General features: G+C 41.5%; 15 protein-coding genes. 9 read left to right on the top strand and 6 right to left on the bottom strand.

Annotated elements, in window-relative coordinates:
• Positions 1–18 precede the first annotated feature (18 nt).
• From DI060_RS06940 to DI060_RS06950, 3 genes are all read right to left on the bottom strand, one after another.
• Positions 19–621 carry a TetR/AcrR family transcriptional regulator gene (locus DI060_RS06940; protein WP_108975095.1) on the bottom strand — a complete coding sequence of 201 codons (603 nt, stop codon included), beginning with the start codon at positions 619–621 and terminating at the stop codon, positions 19–21.
• Positions 606–1,451 (bottom strand): alpha/beta fold hydrolase, encoded by an 846-nt coding sequence (locus DI060_RS06945; protein ID WP_108975097.1) that lies wholly within the window; start codon positions 1,449–1,451, stop codon positions 606–608. Before DI060_RS06945 ends, DI060_RS06940 begins: the two co-directional genes overlap by 16 nt.
• A gap of 118 nt (positions 1,452–1,569) precedes the next feature.
• Positions 1,570–2,073, bottom strand: coding sequence for a DUF7738 domain-containing protein (locus tag DI060_RS06950; RefSeq protein ID WP_108975099.1), 504 nt, complete (start codon positions 2,071–2,073; stop codon positions 1,570–1,572).
• 124 nt (positions 2,074–2,197) lie between these two features.
• Here DI060_RS06950 and DI060_RS06960 point away from each other — a divergent pair, with 124 nt between their 5' ends.
• Positions 2,198–2,911 carry an SIR2 family NAD-dependent protein deacylase gene (locus tag DI060_RS06960; protein ID WP_108975101.1) on the top strand — a complete coding sequence of 238 codons (714 nt, stop codon included), beginning with the start codon at positions 2,198–2,200 and terminating at the stop codon, positions 2,909–2,911.
• 72 nt (positions 2,912–2,983) lie between these two features.
• Here the strand turns inward: DI060_RS06960 and DI060_RS06965 are convergent, their stop codons facing one another.
• Positions 2,984–3,328, bottom strand: coding sequence for a P-II family nitrogen regulator (locus DI060_RS06965; RefSeq protein ID WP_108975103.1), 345 nt, complete (start codon positions 3,326–3,328; stop codon positions 2,984–2,986).
• A gap of 19 nt (positions 3,329–3,347) precedes the next feature.
• On the bottom strand, positions 3,348–4,736 hold the full coding sequence (locus DI060_RS06970) for an ammonium transporter (RefSeq protein WP_108975708.1): 1,389 nt from the start codon (positions 4,734–4,736) through the stop codon (positions 3,348–3,350).
• Between the two features lie 269 nt (positions 4,737–5,005).
• On the opposite strand from DI060_RS06970, the gene DI060_RS06975 reads away from it, so the two are divergent.
• The 5 genes from DI060_RS06975 to DI060_RS06995 are packed head-to-tail and all read left to right on the top strand — an operon-like array spanning position 5,006 to position 9,389.
• Positions 5,006–5,968 (top strand): ligase-associated DNA damage response exonuclease, encoded by a 963-nt coding sequence (locus DI060_RS06975; protein WP_108975105.1) that lies wholly within the window; start codon positions 5,006–5,008, stop codon positions 5,966–5,968.
• The gene (locus DI060_RS06980; protein ID WP_108975107.1) at positions 5,965–6,846 is read left to right on the top strand and encodes a hypothetical protein; all 882 of its coding nucleotides are present in this window, start codon (positions 5,965–5,967) and stop codon (positions 6,844–6,846) included. The genes DI060_RS06975 and DI060_RS06980 overlap by 4 nt, the downstream gene beginning before the upstream one ends.
• 43 nt (positions 6,847–6,889) lie before the next feature.
• Positions 6,890–8,392, top strand: a complete 1,503-nt coding sequence (locus DI060_RS06985) for a cryptochrome/DNA photolyase family protein (RefSeq protein WP_244594302.1) — start codon at positions 6,890–6,892, stop codon at positions 8,390–8,392.
• On the top strand, positions 8,389–8,679 hold the full coding sequence (locus DI060_RS06990; RefSeq protein WP_108975109.1) for an ATP-dependent Clp protease adaptor ClpS: 291 nt from the start codon (positions 8,389–8,391) through the stop codon (positions 8,677–8,679). Before DI060_RS06985 ends, DI060_RS06990 begins: the two co-directional genes overlap by 4 nt.
• Positions 8,676–9,389, top strand: a complete 714-nt coding sequence (locus DI060_RS06995) for a DNA alkylation repair protein (protein ID WP_108975111.1) — start codon at positions 8,676–8,678, stop codon at positions 9,387–9,389. The genes DI060_RS06990 and DI060_RS06995 overlap by 4 nt, the downstream gene beginning before the upstream one ends.
• A 1-nt stretch (position 9,390) precedes the next feature.
• Here the strand turns inward: DI060_RS06995 and DI060_RS07000 are convergent, their stop codons facing one another.
• Complete coding sequence (locus DI060_RS07000) at positions 9,391–11,439, bottom strand: adenylate/guanylate cyclase domain-containing protein (RefSeq protein WP_108975113.1); 2,049 nt, start codon at positions 11,437–11,439, stop codon at positions 9,391–9,393.
• A gap of 45 nt (positions 11,440–11,484) precedes the next feature.
• Between DI060_RS07000 and DI060_RS07005 the strand changes: the two genes are divergently transcribed.
• The 3 genes from DI060_RS07005 to DI060_RS07015 are packed head-to-tail and all read left to right on the top strand — an operon-like array spanning position 11,485 to position 14,885.
• Positions 11,485–12,801, top strand: a complete 1,317-nt coding sequence (locus DI060_RS07005; protein ID WP_244594303.1) for a class I SAM-dependent RNA methyltransferase — start codon at positions 11,485–11,487, stop codon at positions 12,799–12,801.
• A gap of 56 nt (positions 12,802–12,857) precedes the next feature.
• Complete coding sequence (locus tag DI060_RS07010) at positions 12,858–13,988, top strand: SpoIID/LytB domain-containing protein (protein ID WP_108975117.1); 1,131 nt, start codon at positions 12,858–12,860, stop codon at positions 13,986–13,988.
• Between the two features lie 54 nt (positions 13,989–14,042).
• Positions 14,043–14,885, top strand: coding sequence for an HDOD domain-containing protein (locus DI060_RS07015; RefSeq protein ID WP_108975119.1), 843 nt, complete (start codon positions 14,043–14,045; stop codon positions 14,883–14,885).
• The last annotated feature ends 1 nt before the right edge of the window (position 14,886 follow it).

The raw sequence follows: 14,886 nt of genomic DNA on the forward strand, positions 1-14,886 counted from the left end.
CCTATAGGGAAATACAAATCATCGCGATACCACTTGCTCGTAGAGCATTTGCACAAGCCATTGGAAACTTTCTTCTACTGATTCCTTCAAACCAAATCCAGACTGGAACTCTATGCTCACAAATCCATGTAAGGTGGCACGGAGGATTCTGATTTTATGAACTGCCTCACTATCTAGGACTTTTAAGCCGAGAGAATCTTGGCATATCCGTAGAGTTTGTTCGGCAGCTTTTTTATGGCTTTCGTTTTCTTTCGGACTGCCTAAGATTGTTTCATAGACCTTGGGGTGAGTTGCGGCAAACTTTCTATAGGAGGCACAAAAATTTTGAAACCTTTCTTTAGATGGTTTGTTTTGGGAAGACATTTGGCTTTCCACCAAATACCGATTTAGCTCGAGGAGCGCTCTGGCAGAGAGTTCTCTCTGCACCTCTCCTAAATCCTGAATATGGTTGTAGAGAGAAGGCGAACGAATGTTCAATCTCTCTGCCAAGTCTTTCAAAGAAAAACCACTGACTCCGAATTGATTGGCAAGAGCCCAGGCCGCATCGGTTATGAGCTCTCGATTTAGCACTCTAGTTTCTTTTCTAGGCCTTCCTGTTTTATGGACTAGTTTTTTTCCCATTGTCTCCGAATTACCTGCGCTAATCTCTTAAAATTATCTTTATAAGGATAATGACCACTTCCTTCGAAAATTTCTAGATCTCCATTCGTGATCTTTTGTAGCCTCTTTGCTTCCGAAACGGGATCATCAAAGTCTGGGTCTTTGTCTCCCATCACAAAGGTATGTGGCACTTTTAGCTTAAAAAGTGCCTCGGCCGATTTAGGTTTAGATGCAAGGAACATGGACCGAACAGCCGTTAATCTATCTTTTTCCTTTAGGTTTTCATAAATGCGAGATGCATGTGTCTCTAAATCTTTTGGCTTGGTAACTGGATATAAACTCATATAATAATTCTGGAACATCCAAGCTCCCCAAGGACCATTAAACATAGCCTTGATTCCCCATTTGAGTCCCCAACTTAATTCTTTGTCCTCAACAAAGGGACCTGTTAAAAATATATGTTGGATGCGTTCTGGTATGCGAGTGGCCACTAAGATTGCAGAGGCACAGGTCATAGAATTGCCGACGATGATCACATTTCTCAAATCATTCTGCACGATAAAGGCCTCCAAATCGTTTGCAGTTTCATCCGCTCCGTAGGAAGCAAAGTCTGTCCTTGATTCACCTGTTCCCCGTAGGTCCAATAAATGGATTTGGGCTTCTTGGCTAAGTTCGGTAGCCAAATCCAGATAGTTCTCTTTCAAATCTCCTATACCCGGTAACATCACTATGTTTCTTGTCCCAACACCGATTTTTTTGTAGCCCAATCCCAATACGGTTTCCCCAAAAACAGGATTCTTTGCCAGAAAAACCAAGGCAAAAAATGAAATAGAAAACAGAAAACGATTCATAAACAACTCCTTGTAAAAAACTAATTAGATTAGCTTTTTACAAGGAGTCCAGCTATACAAAACTAATGCAATTAGTTTTTTGAAAAATTTAGATATTCTGGTCACTCCAAAACAGGTTTCACGGAAGTGTGATCTGCACGTATTGGAACTTTTTTTGGTCAGAGGTCAAATTTGTGACCACTGTCTGGTTATCCATTTTAAAAGCACAAAAGATCTGCTGGCAGATAAGCTCATTTTTCCATGCGCTTGGACTAGCAGAGGAAGAAAGTGATTTGCCCATAATGGTAAGTTTACCTTTAAACGGAGATTTGGTGGTGCTTGTTCCTCCTGCAGTTAGATAGATTGAGATTTGATTGATTTGTTTACTGGCTGGGTCTTCTTTTACTTTGATGCCCAATTGGTCCCAAGTATAGTAGAGACCGTCTGGTCGATTTTCCTTGAGATTGTATTGTCCCAAAACTTTCACATAGTATTCTTCTGAAAGAGTAGCTTGTAAGGGCTCGTCATTTAGCGAGATAAAATTTTCTTCGACGAGGAATTGGATTTTATTTTTTGCGACATCTTTTCCAAAGAGATTGGCTCCTAATAAAAATATACAAAGACTAAGCAGTATCGATTTCATATTCTTCCTTTGGTACAATGACCGAGACCATTCTGAGTCTTTTGATGAGGCTCGTCAAGCAAGGCAGGTTGTCTGAACTTTTTCTGGTGGACAAGGAAATGACAAAGCTCCCAAGCTCGAGTGGATGCAAGAGTTCATACACAAACTAAAACAAGCCAAGCGAGTTGCAGTCCTCACCGGTGCCGGCATTTCTCAGGAGTCTGGGATCCCTACCTTTCGAGGAGAAGGCGGGCTTTGGAAACAATACAGAGCAGAGGAATTGGCGACACCGGAAGCCTTCCGAAGAGACCCTCAGTTGGTTTGGGAATGGTATGAATGGAGAAAGAAAATATGCTCTGAAGCAAAACCCAACATTGCACATCTCAAGTTAGCGGACTGGGAGAAAAAATTCCCTGAATTCCATCTCTTCACTCAGAATGTAGATGGCCTGCACAGAAGAGCTGGTTCGCAACAAGTCACAAGTTTACATGGAGATATTTTTTCCGCTAGGTGTACGAAGTGTAAATACTTCTTGTCCGATCGTGATCGCTTTTGGGATTCCTTACCTCCGCATTGCCCCTCTTGTGGTTCTCTACTGCGGCCTCATATCGTTTGGTTTGGAGAATCTTACTTTGAGGGTGATTTAGATTTTGCGTTTTCTTTTTTGAAAGAAACGGATTTTCTATTCGTGGTCGGGACATCCGGATCGGTTGGCGTACCAGTTCAATTGGCTGCCTTTGCAAAAGCAAATGGTGCGACCACAGTCGAGATCAACCCAATGCCGAGCGGCTACCAATCCATGATGGATATTCAGTTTTCTGAAAAGGCTGGAGAATTTTTTTCCAGAATCGATATTTAAAACGAAAAGCGCAAATCCCTCTTACCGAGAAATTTGCGCTTCCGATTGTTCGAACACCAGACCTAACGAGAATTAGATTGCGTTCTTTCCTTTTTCGCCAGTTCGAATACGAACTACTTCTTCAAGTGGCATAATGAAGATCTTTCCATCCCCAATTTTACCATCTCCGTTCTTAGCTGCTTTCAGAATTGCATCCACTGTTGGTTTTACAAACTCATCATTGACAGCGATTTCGAGACGAACTTTGCGTAAGAGGTTCACGGTATATTCGTGCCCACGGAAAACTTCAGTTTTACCTTTCTGCTGTCCATACCCTTGCACATCAGAAACAGTCAAACGATAGATTTCGTTTTTGGTTAGTTCCGCTTTCACTTCTTCAAGTTTATGCGGTTGAATGATAGCTACGATCATTTTCATAATTTATATGCTCCTTATATTAACCGTGAACTCGGATATTGAAGTCTGGATATGCTTCAGCACCGTGTTCGCCAAGATCAAGTCCTGATACTTCTTCTTCTTCACTCACTCGGATTCCACCAGCTAGTTTTAGGACAAACCAAAGAATGAACGAGATACCTAAAGTGAATCCACCGATTGCGAGAATGCCTGTGATTTGGGTTCCTAGGGATGGAACTGGAACACCGGCAGGAGAACCTTCGTAACCAAAGATGGCCACAGCGAGTGTTCCCCAAATACCACATACTAAGTGAACGGATGTTGCACCAACCGGGTCATCGATTTTCATTTTGTCAAAGAATAACACAGACAAGACAACTAGGATACCAGAAACGGTTCCGATGATGGCAGCTGAGGCAGGGCTTACGATGGCACATGGTGCTGTGATGCCCACTAATCCTGCGAGTGTTCCGTTCAGGATCATACCAAGATCAGGTTTCTTTAGAATGACCCAAGCCGTGATGGTAGAAGCCAAAGCTCCCAAAGCCGCAGAGATATTTGTCGTAACGATGACGTGAGCCATAACAGAACCATCACCTACTCCCATCGTAGAACCTGGATTAAATCCAAACCAGCCCAACCAGAGAATCAAAGTTCCCAGTGCAGCAGATGTCATATTGTGACCTAATATAGGTTTGATGCGACCATCTGGTAAAAATTTACCTTTTCTTGCACCAAGTACAATAGCACCTGCGAGGGCTGCCCAACCACCTACGGAGTGTACGACGGTCGAACCTGCGAAGTCATGGAAACCCATGCTGGAAAGCCATCCACCACCCCAGACCCAATGGCCGGTAAAGGGATACATAAATGCCACTAAGATAAAAGAAAAGATGAGGAAGGAGTGGAATTTGATTCTTTCCGCAACTGCTCCCGAAACGATGGTTGCCGCTGTCGCTGCAAACACTAATTGGAAGAAAAACTTTGCTAAAAGTGGAACTCCTGTCCAATTCATGGAGGAGTACACCCCTTGGTAGGCGTCTCCTGTGAGCGGAGAATTGTCAGCTCCACCTAGGAAAAAAAGACCTTCCGTTGCATAATAGGGTGTTCCATCACCAAACATGAGGCCCCAACCGATGGCCCAATACGAAAATGTGGCCGCAGCAAAAACGACAAAGTTTTTTGCGAGGATGTTCACTGTGTTCTTTGCTTGGCAAAAGCCAGACTCAACCAAGGCAAAACCTGCGTTCATAAAGAACACAAGCATACCTGCTACTAAAACCCAGAGTGTGTCTAAACCAACTTTCAGAGTATCGATCTCTGCCAGCTTTTCTGCCACTGGGTCCGCAACCTTCGCAGGTTCATCTGCATACAGGAACATCGGAAGTACCAGGAGCAGGAGGGCTATCTTTTTGAAATGTGTTTTCATATTTGCCATTAATCCTTTCCTTTTTTTACAGAATGGGGTGCAAGAATGGTACCTAGCAGGTAAAAAATAGGCAAAAAGGATAAAAAAAATAGAGAGATGTCTAGAAAGCCCTCATTCTGCCTATTTATGTATATAATCCTTGGACTAGATCTGCAGAGAATCTAAAGGCTTTATTGGCATTATGCTTATTTATTTAGCATAGTGACCAAAAAGGAGGGATTGGGAAGAATCATTTGCCTCCCTAGACTAGCTTTGCGTAGAATTCCAACATGCAGGCTACTTTAGTCGGAAAGAGAGAAGGCATCTATTGCGAAGCTGGCAATTTCTTTATCGACCCACAACTCGCAGTGGAACGTGCCCTGATTACACATGCCCACTCAGACCATGCACGCCGAGGAAGTAAATACTATTTATGCCATATGGACACTATCCCTCTCTTGCGAGAACGTTTAGGAAATAAATTGCAGATAGAGGGCATTCCGTACGGAAAACAAATTCGCTTGGGCGATGCAAAGGTAAGTTTCCACCCGGCAGGCCATATCTTGGGCTCTTCTCAAATCCGTATCGAAACCAAAGCAGGGGTTTGGGTTGTATCCGGTGATTATAAATTACAAACTGATCCTACCTGCCAAGCCTTTGAACCAGTCCGCTGCGATGTATTTGTGACGGAGTCAACATTTGGTCTCCCCATTTACCATTGGGAAGAAGAAGAAGTCATCTCTCAGAGAATTAACCAACTCTGGTTGGACTGCATAGCGGAACAAAAAACGATGCTTGTACTCGCCTACTCCCTAGGAAAAACGCAAAGGGTATTGGCGGGGCTATCTGAATCCTTGGGAAATATATATCTGGAAGATCCAGGATACAGAATCACAAAAATCTACCAAGACAAAGGTATTTTATTTCCAAAACACTCCCCACTCTCGGAACTTCGAACAAAGGAGTCTTCGCCTTTCCTAATTTGCACTCCACAAACAGATCTTAGGCGATATGCACAGCATCTTGGAGATATTAAATCATATTTTGCATCCGGCTGGTTGCGCTCAGATACGAATAACCCATTTTCTAGAGATAAAATCATCATGAGCGACCATGCAGACTGGAATGGACTCTTACAAGCCATACGATCCACACAAGCTGAAAAAGTATTGGTCATGCATGGCTTTTGTGAACCACTTGTATCCTATTTGCAAACTCTTGGCATCCAAGCAGAACCATTCATTTTTTCATGAAACTATCTCAATTTCTCAATATCCTTAGCACAGGACAAAGCTCCATAGACAGACAGAAAGCACAATCGCTAGCTAGTGAGTGGAAAGAGAATCTAAATGTCTCAGAATTTGCTTTTTTAAAACAAATTATAGAATCAAGGCCTTACGAGGTACTATCCAGTCTTGAATTGAAACGTTTTCTTTGCCAAACATTCCAGATACCGGAATCTCTGTTTGAGGAAAGCAAAAAAAGAACAAAAAACTCTTGTTTAACGATGGCGCTTCTTTTCCCTCCAAACAAATACCCAAAAGATCCAGAATTAAATGACTGGAAAGTAGAAAACTTGGACGGACTACAGGAGAGAATTGAGAAAAAAGATACCTTTGAGTTTGTGTTTCAAAAATTGCAAAGAATGTCGGAAGAAGAAAGGTATCTGTATTTAAAATTGATACTGAAAAAAAACCAAATCCCTTTTCAATTCGAACTTAAAAGAGCATTATTCGAAGAAGAGACTCTTTGGAATCTCAAAACTTACCAAGAAAAATTCTGCAAACTTATATTAGGTTCTTATAAGAGATCTTCCAATTTTGCAAACGGAATTGAGGAAATCCACCTACTTGCAAAAAATCAAAACCAATGGACGAAAGTGGCGACCATACAGCAAAAACTCTCCCCAGGCAACCATTGGGATGAAGTGAAAGATTACTGCCACGAGAAAGAACTAGAAAAGTTTGGTCCAGTCAGGACAGTCTCTTTCGGACTTCTCCTCCACATCAGCTACATGGAAAAGATTGAATCCAAAAGACACAAGGCAGGTTTTTTCTTAAACGGAAACAAAATTCTAGGTTTGCAAAGAGTTGAATCAGATGAAGAGGTGAGTTTTATTTCAGATTTGTAAGAAAAGACTGATCAAACAAAATCCTACATCTATCTAATGAAATATGACTGTTCCCAAAGAAAGAATCCGCAAGCTCAACTCCAAGCCTATCAATGAACAAGGGAAATACATTCTTTATTGGATGCAGGCCTACCGAAGGTTTGATGCAAACCATTCATTTGCATATGCATTACAACTCGCAAAATCATACAACAAACATTTGCTAGTCTATGAAGGCCTCAGATCAGATTATGAATGGAGCTCTCCCAGGATCCACCAGTTCATTCTGGAGGGTATGATAGAAAACAGAAAGAGAGCCGAAGAATTGGGGATCAATTATTGGGCTTTTGTAGAGACAAGAGCGCAAAATGGAAAGGGAATTTTAAGAAATATCGCGAAGGATGCGTATGCAATTGTAACCGATGATTTTCCATGTTTCATCATCCCGGAACAAAGCAAGTCATTGGCTGACAAATGCGATGTCATGTTACTAGCCGTAGATGGGAACTCTGTTATCCCACTTTCACTCTTTGAGAGACCAGCCTCTGCAGCTCGGATCATGCGCACATGGATTCAGAAAAAATTTCCTGATTTCCTTCTTTCCTTTGCAAAACCTAAGTGGAACAAATCGGATATACAAGGAACAAATGGAAAGTATGCCGCACCCTTTTCTGAACTAAAACTTGAAACAAACCAAATCTCAAGTCTCCTCATGCAAATCCAGTTGAAAGAAACCACCTCCCCAGTGAAAGGTGTCATCGGTGGACGTAGTGTCGCCTTACGATTGCTAAAAGATTTTTTGGACAAAAAAATAACGAAGTATGCCGACGAAAGGTCCAACCCAAAACCTCCCGTAGAAACACCTGTTAGCTTTTTATCTCCCTATTTACATTTTGGCCACATTGGAGCAGAGGAGATTGTGCGAGCCGTAATGGAATCCGTTTCTCCGAAAGGGCTCGATTGGGAACAATTGAGCTTTGGAAAAGCTGGGGATAGGGAGACTTTTTACACAAAGGATCCAGCAGCCAACCATTACTTAGATGAACTCATCACATGGCGAGACATTGGCTATTTGTTCTTTTTCAAAAACCCTAGTTTTAGAAAAGATTTAAAAGATCTACCTGATTGGGTAAAAGAGAATCTTAAAAAACATAAAAAAGACCATAGGGAATTCCTATACGACCGAAGTACCTGGGAAGCAGCGAAAACGCATGACCCTCTCTGGAACGCAGCGCAAACTGAGTTAGCATTGACTGGCCGGATGCACAATTATATGCGAATGCTTTGGGGGAAAAAAGTGATAGAGTGGTCGGCCACTTACGAAGAAGCCTTTGATACTCTAGAGTATCTAAACAACAAGTACGCCTATGATGGAAGAAATCCAAATTCGTATACAGGAATCCTTTGGTGTTTCGGACTCTTCGACAGACCATGGTTTCCGGAAAGAAATGTTTTTGGAAATATACGGTATATGTCATCTCAGTCAACGATGAAAAAATTTAAGATGCAATCTTATCTGGACTATGTAAAATCGTTGGAAGGAGACCCTGAATCGCTTTTTTCATGAGCACTCGCAGAAAGATAGATGTCCTCATAGAGGAAGATACACTTAGTGAAGAAGAAAATATCTACTTTCGAAAGGTGATTCTATACAACGATTCCGTGAATGAGTTTTCACATGTCGAAATGTGTTTAATGAAGATTTGTTTTAAAAACAAAAAAGAAGCCAAAATGATTGCCATTGAAGCACATAATCATGGTAAGGCTGTTTGCTTCATAGGCTCTCTAGAAGAGTGTGAGACTGTCAGTGAAAAATTGAGTAACGAAGGTCTAACGGTTTCTATACAGATATGACAACTCTTGCCAAAGAAGTCCTAAAATCCCTAAAGAAAAAAGCAAATCCAGAAAAGGCAAAGTTCTATCCTAAATTTTTCAAAACAGAAAAAGGTGAATATGGATACGGGGATAAATTTTTAGGCGTTGTTGTGCCTGAGCAAAGAAATATTGCAAAACAATACTATAAACAAATCCAAAAAGAGGATATTCAATTTTTACTGGATGAACCTTTCCATGAAGCTCGTTTAACAGCTCTTTTTCTACTGGTTTTATGTTACCAAAAGAGAGCCAAAACAGTCGAGGAAAGAGAGGCCTGGGTTAGAGTTTACATAGAAAAAATGGACCGCGTCAATAATTGGGATCTCGTGGACTCCTCAGCTGATAAAATTCTTGGTCACTATTATTTCCAAGCTGATCGTTCCTACATCCACAGTTTGGTAAACTCAAAGGATCTATGGGAAACTCGTATCGCGGTAATGACTAGTTTCTATTGGATACGTATGGGAGATTTTTCAGATACTTTGCACATGTGCAAAATCCTACTCAAACACCCACACGACCTCATCCACAAAGCAACAGGTTGGATGCTACGTGAAATTGGAAACCGGCACAAAGCAAGTCTCAACCAATTTCTCTCAGAGCACCACAAAGAGATGCCTCGTACCATGCTTCGTTATGCGATAGATCGTTTACCAGACACCGAGCGAAAGCATTGGTTGAACCTTTGAATCAATCGTGCGGCAATACTTCCGTAACAAAATAGACCAAAACAGGTTCTGCTTTTCCTTTTAGGCTAAGCTCCTTTTTTTCTTCATATTTGATATATTTATCTCCACCGGCCGCCAAAAATGCGGCTTCTGAAACGGCTACTTTACCTGGAACACCATGGCTTTCCAAACGTGCTGCTGTATTCACGGCGTCACCAATAACCGTATAATCCATCCTTTTGACTGATCCAATATTTCCGACGATGGCCTCTCCAAAGTTCACTCCGATCCGTAGCCGAAAAGTCCCCGGTGGCAAACCCAATTCTTCATTGATTTGGATCATTTTTTTCTGCATTTGTACAGCGCAGGCAATGGCTTTGTAGGCATCCCATTCTGTTTTTTTCGGAGCTCCCCAAAATGCCATAATCGCATCACCGATGAACTTATCTAAGGTGGCGGAGTATTCAAAAATTAGTTCCGAAAGTGATTCAAATATTGCATTTAAATGATCCAATACGACAGAAGGAGGATTTTTTTCAGAAAATGTAGTAAAACCAACAATGTCAGAGAAAAGTGTGGCAATGTCTCTTTCTTCACCACCTAATTTAATATGATCATTCACGATAGTTTCCATAACTGCAGGAGAAAAATACCGAGAGAGTCTATCTTTTTCTTCTTTCTGTCGTTCTACCAATTTTCGAGACTCAACCATATTGCCAATGATGGAAAATGCAATAGAGATTGAGAAACCTGCGAAGGCATAATCTTTCAGATAGGTGTCACCTGGATAGAAAGACAACTGTAAGTCGACAAACACATCGTTCAGGATCAATAAAAACATAAACAAAACGCCAAAAGAAACCGTGCCCATTGCAGGTATCTTTCTTCCTAAGAAGATGATATAACAAAGCCCAATCCCTAGAGCAATATTTAGGAATGACCAATAGGAGAAAAAGATACTCAAAGAATGTAAGTTAGGAAGGGCAAGTGCAATGACAAAGCTAATGACTCCAACGATATCCAAGCCTCTATTCACAAGGGATATCCAATGTTGGTGAACTTTAGCAAACTGTACGACAAAATTAAAGAGAAAATGAGCCAAGGCAATCCATGTTGCATATTCAATCTTTTTGATCCAAAATCCGTCATTGACTATTGAATAAATGATTTGGCTTTGGAATAGAGTATTTAGAGCCATGAAGATCGATCCAAGTGAGAAGAAGATCGTGGCATGTTCATCTTTCCGAAATAAAAATTGCCAATATAGATAGAAAGCACCAAGTAACAGTGTTAATACGATGACAAATATTTTCTTGAAATCATTCCAATACTCTGCACGTTCTGAATACTTCAATGAGGAAATGTAAAATTTATCATGAGATAGGCCCGGGCTAATCGGGTACTTGGCAAAAACTCTCACAGCAAGAATATTTGGCTCATCTAAACGAATCAGCCCAACAGGAATTCTATAAAAGCGAGTTTTATCTGGGAGTAATTGTTTTTCTTCTAAAAAGGTATCTGGAGGGGTGTCAAGACTTAGCCCAGTACTACCAATAAAATGTCCATTCCAATAGACTGCGTCGGCCTGACTGATCTGCCCCAATCGGAGCACCAAATAACGAGACTTAAATTTTGATTTAAGGTCTTCTGGACTAATAGAGATTTCGGTTCTGTACCAGGCATAGCCTTTGTATTTTTCAAAGTATTCAGAGAAATCAGGAAAGTAGAATTCTCCATCGCCATCCTTTACAGTGTCCCAGGATGTTTGGATTTGGAACCCTGAGATCCATCCAGTTTTTGCTTGGTCTGGCAAGGTGGGAAGTGCATTCGCAAACACCAAAGGTTTGATCTCTTCAAATTCTGGATCATCATCTAGATCTGCCGATTTTTCTTCTACGACCAAAGAGTCTCCAGGTCGAAAGCTCCAGCGCTGTCCACCTGAACCAATTTTTTTCTCGGACCGAAGGTCCAAGATCTGTTTTGTAAATAGGATTTGCGCGTGGAGGTCGAGAATGGGTAAAAGAAAAAGTAAGACCAAGCTAACCGAAAAGTATCTATGCAGAAAAGACATAGCGAAAGTTTATAGGTTAGAATCCTGCTTGGCAAGAATAAAACATTGGAAGAAATCCTCATAACCGCATTAAATCATGAATTTCATGGACTCGGAGTTGCACCTAACGGAAGAAAGGTGTCTTATCCTTATACGCTCCCGGGAGATACCATCCAGGTCAGTTTTTTTAAAAAAAGATCACGGAAGGCACGTTATCTTTGGGAAGGATGGAAAGAAAAAGTAGAACGGCCAGAAGGTCTGTGTACGCATTTCGGTGCTTGTGGTGGATGCCTTGGCCAACACATAGATTACTCTCTACAATGTGATTTGAAATTCGCACCCATCCAAAAACTTTTCTCTGATGGTTTCGGATTTACCTTCCAAACGATGCCCGCGGAACAAAGCTTTGGATATAGAGGGAGAATGGACTTCAGCGTTTTCCCAGGGCCTACCATTGGCCTACGGGCACGTGGTAATTTTCGCCGAGTCGTAGATGTCGGTACCTGTTTGATCCAGGCAGACAATGCAAATGCATTGCTTAGTGAATGCAGAAACCTCCTCTCCCAATACCCTGAGATTCCTTGGGACCGAAGGTCAGAAAGCGGTGGATTGAAGTACATTACCATTCGCACTTCCCAAAGTGAAACAGACAGGATGGTCATTTTTACCTTTACCGAAGGCTTTGATCGCCAAGAGATATACCAATCTTTTGTTTCCAGCACGAAAGAGGCTCTTTCCTGCGAACACATTGTATTTTGTTTCAATCGAATGAAATCAGAAGTGTCAGCCCAAGGTGAGTCAAATGTAGTCCGAGGGAACTCTTATTTTAAAGAGACTATATTAGATAAGGAATTTAAAATTCCTTTCGATTCCTTTTTTCAACCAAATCCTAAAGGTTTTTTACCGATTTTAGAATTTTTGGAAGCTTCACTCCCCAAAGAGAGTGAGGCATTGTTAGACCTGTTTTCGGGAAGTGGCTTTTTTTCCCATCTATTTGGAGAACGTTTTGAACGGATTCACTGTTGGGAACTCAGTCCCTCTTCGATTGCCATGGCAAAGGAGACTTTGCTAGCTCGCTTTCCAGAAAAACAAATCTATGCCGAGGTGAAAAATCTATTCCAAGAAGAAAGGACGGAGCCAAGGGAAGAAAACGCAGTTCTATTGTTAGATCCTCCGCGTGCTGGGGCTGGGGCGAAGGTGATGTATTGGATCAAAGATTTTGGTCCGAGGGATGTTTTTTATATCTCTTGCAATCCCTATTCCCAAGGAGAAGATTTAAAGTCCTTAAAGGAAGTCTACCAACTAAAAGGGGGACTTTTGGTCGACCCCTACCCACACACCCCCCATTGTGAGTCTGTCATCCATTTGCAGAGAAAAATATAACCGTTTTTTGCCAGGGCAAATCTAAAATCCATCCGATCTTTACATTGAGAGGAAGTATGAATTTTTTAAGACTTGTTTCGATACCAATGTTAGGTTTCATCAGTTTGGTCGGCTGTCGCACAATGGTCGTCTCCACATGGGTTCCTTCCGACCAAAATCTTGGCTTTTCCACTGTACGGGTGCTCCTCTCGGAAGCAGGTACAGAAGAAAGCTTTCGAAGCAAAGAGACCATTGAGGTCTATGATGCAAATGACTTAGTCATTAAAAAGGCATATGAATTTTTAAGTATGGATCCAAGTGCCCTTAAAGCACCCATTCGATTGGTTTCCACAGGAGATTACATCGAGTACAAAGGTAGCCAGTATAGAGGCCAAATAGAAATCAAACCTTACAATGGAAAGGTGCTCATTATCAACAAAGTTCCATTGGAAGAATACCTTTTTTCTGTTGTGCCCTCTGAAGTTCCAGCTTCTTGGCCAGATGAGGCATTGAAGGCACAAGCTGTTTGTGCTAGAACTTATGTTGTTCGCGAAATGATAGCAAAGGCAAAACAGCCCTATGATGTTGATACGACAACAAATACCCAAGTCTATCGCGGGAAAACCAAAGAGCATATGAATACCACGAGAGCTGTGGAGGACACCCAAGGATTGATTCTTCTCTATCGTGGTGCTCCTATCCAAAGTTTCTTTCATTCCAACAGTGGTGGTGTAACAGAAGACCCAGTAAATGTTTGGGGAAGCAAATTGGATTACCTCGTAAGCGTTCGGTCAGAGTATGATAAGGACGCAGAAAACTTTGCCTGGGAAGAAAAAATTTCGCAAGGCTCTATGAACCAAATCCTTTCTTCTTTAAACTTAGGAGAAATACAAGACGTTGTAGTGGTAAATCGTTTCCCTTCTTCCCGTGTAAATGAACTGGAAATCTTAGGGACTCGCGGCACAAAAAAAATGAAGGCTGTAGAATTTCGAAAGCTAATGGGTGCGAGCCGTTTGAAATCTACACGTTTCGGAATCCGCAGAGAAGAGGATGGAAATTTCTTTTTGAAGGGAGTTGGATCAGGACATGGTGTGGGTCTTTCGCAATGGGGAAGCTACGCTATGGCAAAAGAGAATTTTGACTACAAAGAGATCTTGAGTTTTTACTACAAAGACATTGAATTTGCGCGGATGATGCAAAACAACTAGAGACTTTTTGCTTTTAAGTGAGAGCTTGCCTGGAAATACTGGTCGCAAAGACCCATGGCAAGCCTAGATGAATACCTTTCCAAGATCAAAGATCTAACAATCGTTCCACCTGTACTCATCTCAATTCTATCCTTAGAGGATGACAATGAATTGGGATTTGGTGAATTAGAAAAGAAGGTGCAATCGGACCAGGTTCTTGTTGCGCGACTTCTCAAACTTGCTAACTCTCCTTTTTTCTCCCGGGGCAATGCCATCGCAAATATGAAACAAGTCATCACTCGCTTAGGATTTAAGACCGTGCGATCTATGGTGGCTATGTCGATGACCGATTCCCTTTTCAGCCAAGGAAACTATAAAAAATTTCGAGATGAGGTATGGGACCATTCCATCGCGAAGGGCATCCTCGCTCAATTTCTCTGCGAAGAAAAGAAATTTAAAAAAGAGGCAGATCTATCCTTAACTTGTGGCCTTATGCAGGACCTAGGAAAGATCATTTTAAACACAATTGACAGACCCAAATACATCGAGATTCTCACTGAATACCAAACTTCTGACCTGTCCATCCTTGAATTAGAAAAGAAAGCATATGGTGTAGATTCCAGCGAGCTAGGAATCGGCGCCGCACAACTTTGGAAACTTCCAAGTCCCATTGTGCAAGTGATTGAAGAAAAATCCAAGCCAATAGCAGAACAAAGTTTGCTCACGCAAGTGATTAGCTTTGGTGGATTGGTTGCTAGACTTACGCAGCACGGAAAGAAAGAAGCGAATACAGAGAATGAGTTTTTAGAGTATTGTAAAGTTCTCTCGATCGATGTAGATTCAAATCCAAAATTCGTTGACAACTATGGTAACAAATTGAACAACCATGAGTTGTATCAATTTTGCTCCTCTTTATAGT

This window comes from Leptospira ryugenii, from assembly GCF_003114855.1.
GTDB lineage: Bacteria > Spirochaetota > Leptospiria > Leptospirales > Leptospiraceae > Leptospira_A > Leptospira_A ryugenii.

Bases quoted from the DNA above. Each gene is read 5' to 3' on its own strand.
- DI060_RS06965 (WP_108975103.1), bottom strand. From the start codon at position 3,328: ATGAAAATGATCGTAGCTATCATTCAACCGCATAAACTTGAAGAAGTG.
- DI060_RS06985 (WP_244594302.1), top strand. From the start codon at position 6,890: ATGACTGTTCCCAAAGAAAGAATCCGCAAGCTCAACTCCAAGCCTATC.
- DI060_RS06960 (WP_108975101.1), top strand. From the start codon at position 2,198: ATGCAAGAGTTCATACACAAACTAAAACAAGCCAAGCGAGTTGCAGTC.
- DI060_RS07010 (WP_108975117.1), top strand. From the start codon at position 12,858: ATGAATTTTTTAAGACTTGTTTCGATACCAATGTTAGGTTTCATCAGT.
- DI060_RS07015 (WP_108975119.1), top strand. From the start codon at position 14,043: ATGGCAAGCCTAGATGAATACCTTTCCAAGATCAAAGATCTAACAATC.
- DI060_RS06940 (WP_108975095.1), bottom strand. From the start codon at position 621: ATGGGAAAAAAACTAGTCCATAAAACAGGAAGGCCTAGAAAAGAAACT.
- DI060_RS06990 (WP_108975109.1), top strand. From the start codon at position 8,389: ATGAGCACTCGCAGAAAGATAGATGTCCTCATAGAGGAAGATACACTT.
- DI060_RS06950 (WP_108975099.1), bottom strand. From the start codon at position 2,073: ATGAAATCGATACTGCTTAGTCTTTGTATATTTTTATTAGGAGCCAAT.
- DI060_RS06995 (WP_108975111.1), top strand. From the start codon at position 8,676: ATGACAACTCTTGCCAAAGAAGTCCTAAAATCCCTAAAGAAAAAAGCA.
- DI060_RS06970 (WP_108975708.1), bottom strand. From the start codon at position 4,736: ATGAAAACACATTTCAAAAAGATAGCCCTCCTGCTCCTGGTACTTCCG.
- DI060_RS06980 (WP_108975107.1), top strand. From the start codon at position 5,965: ATGAAACTATCTCAATTTCTCAATATCCTTAGCACAGGACAAAGCTCC.
- DI060_RS06945 (WP_108975097.1), bottom strand. From the start codon at position 1,451: ATGAATCGTTTTCTGTTTTCTATTTCATTTTTTGCCTTGGTTTTTCTG.
- DI060_RS06975 (WP_108975105.1), top strand. From the start codon at position 5,006: ATGCAGGCTACTTTAGTCGGAAAGAGAGAAGGCATCTATTGCGAAGCT.
- DI060_RS07000 (WP_108975113.1), bottom strand. From the start codon at position 11,439: ATGTCTTTTCTGCATAGATACTTTTCGGTTAGCTTGGTCTTACTTTTT.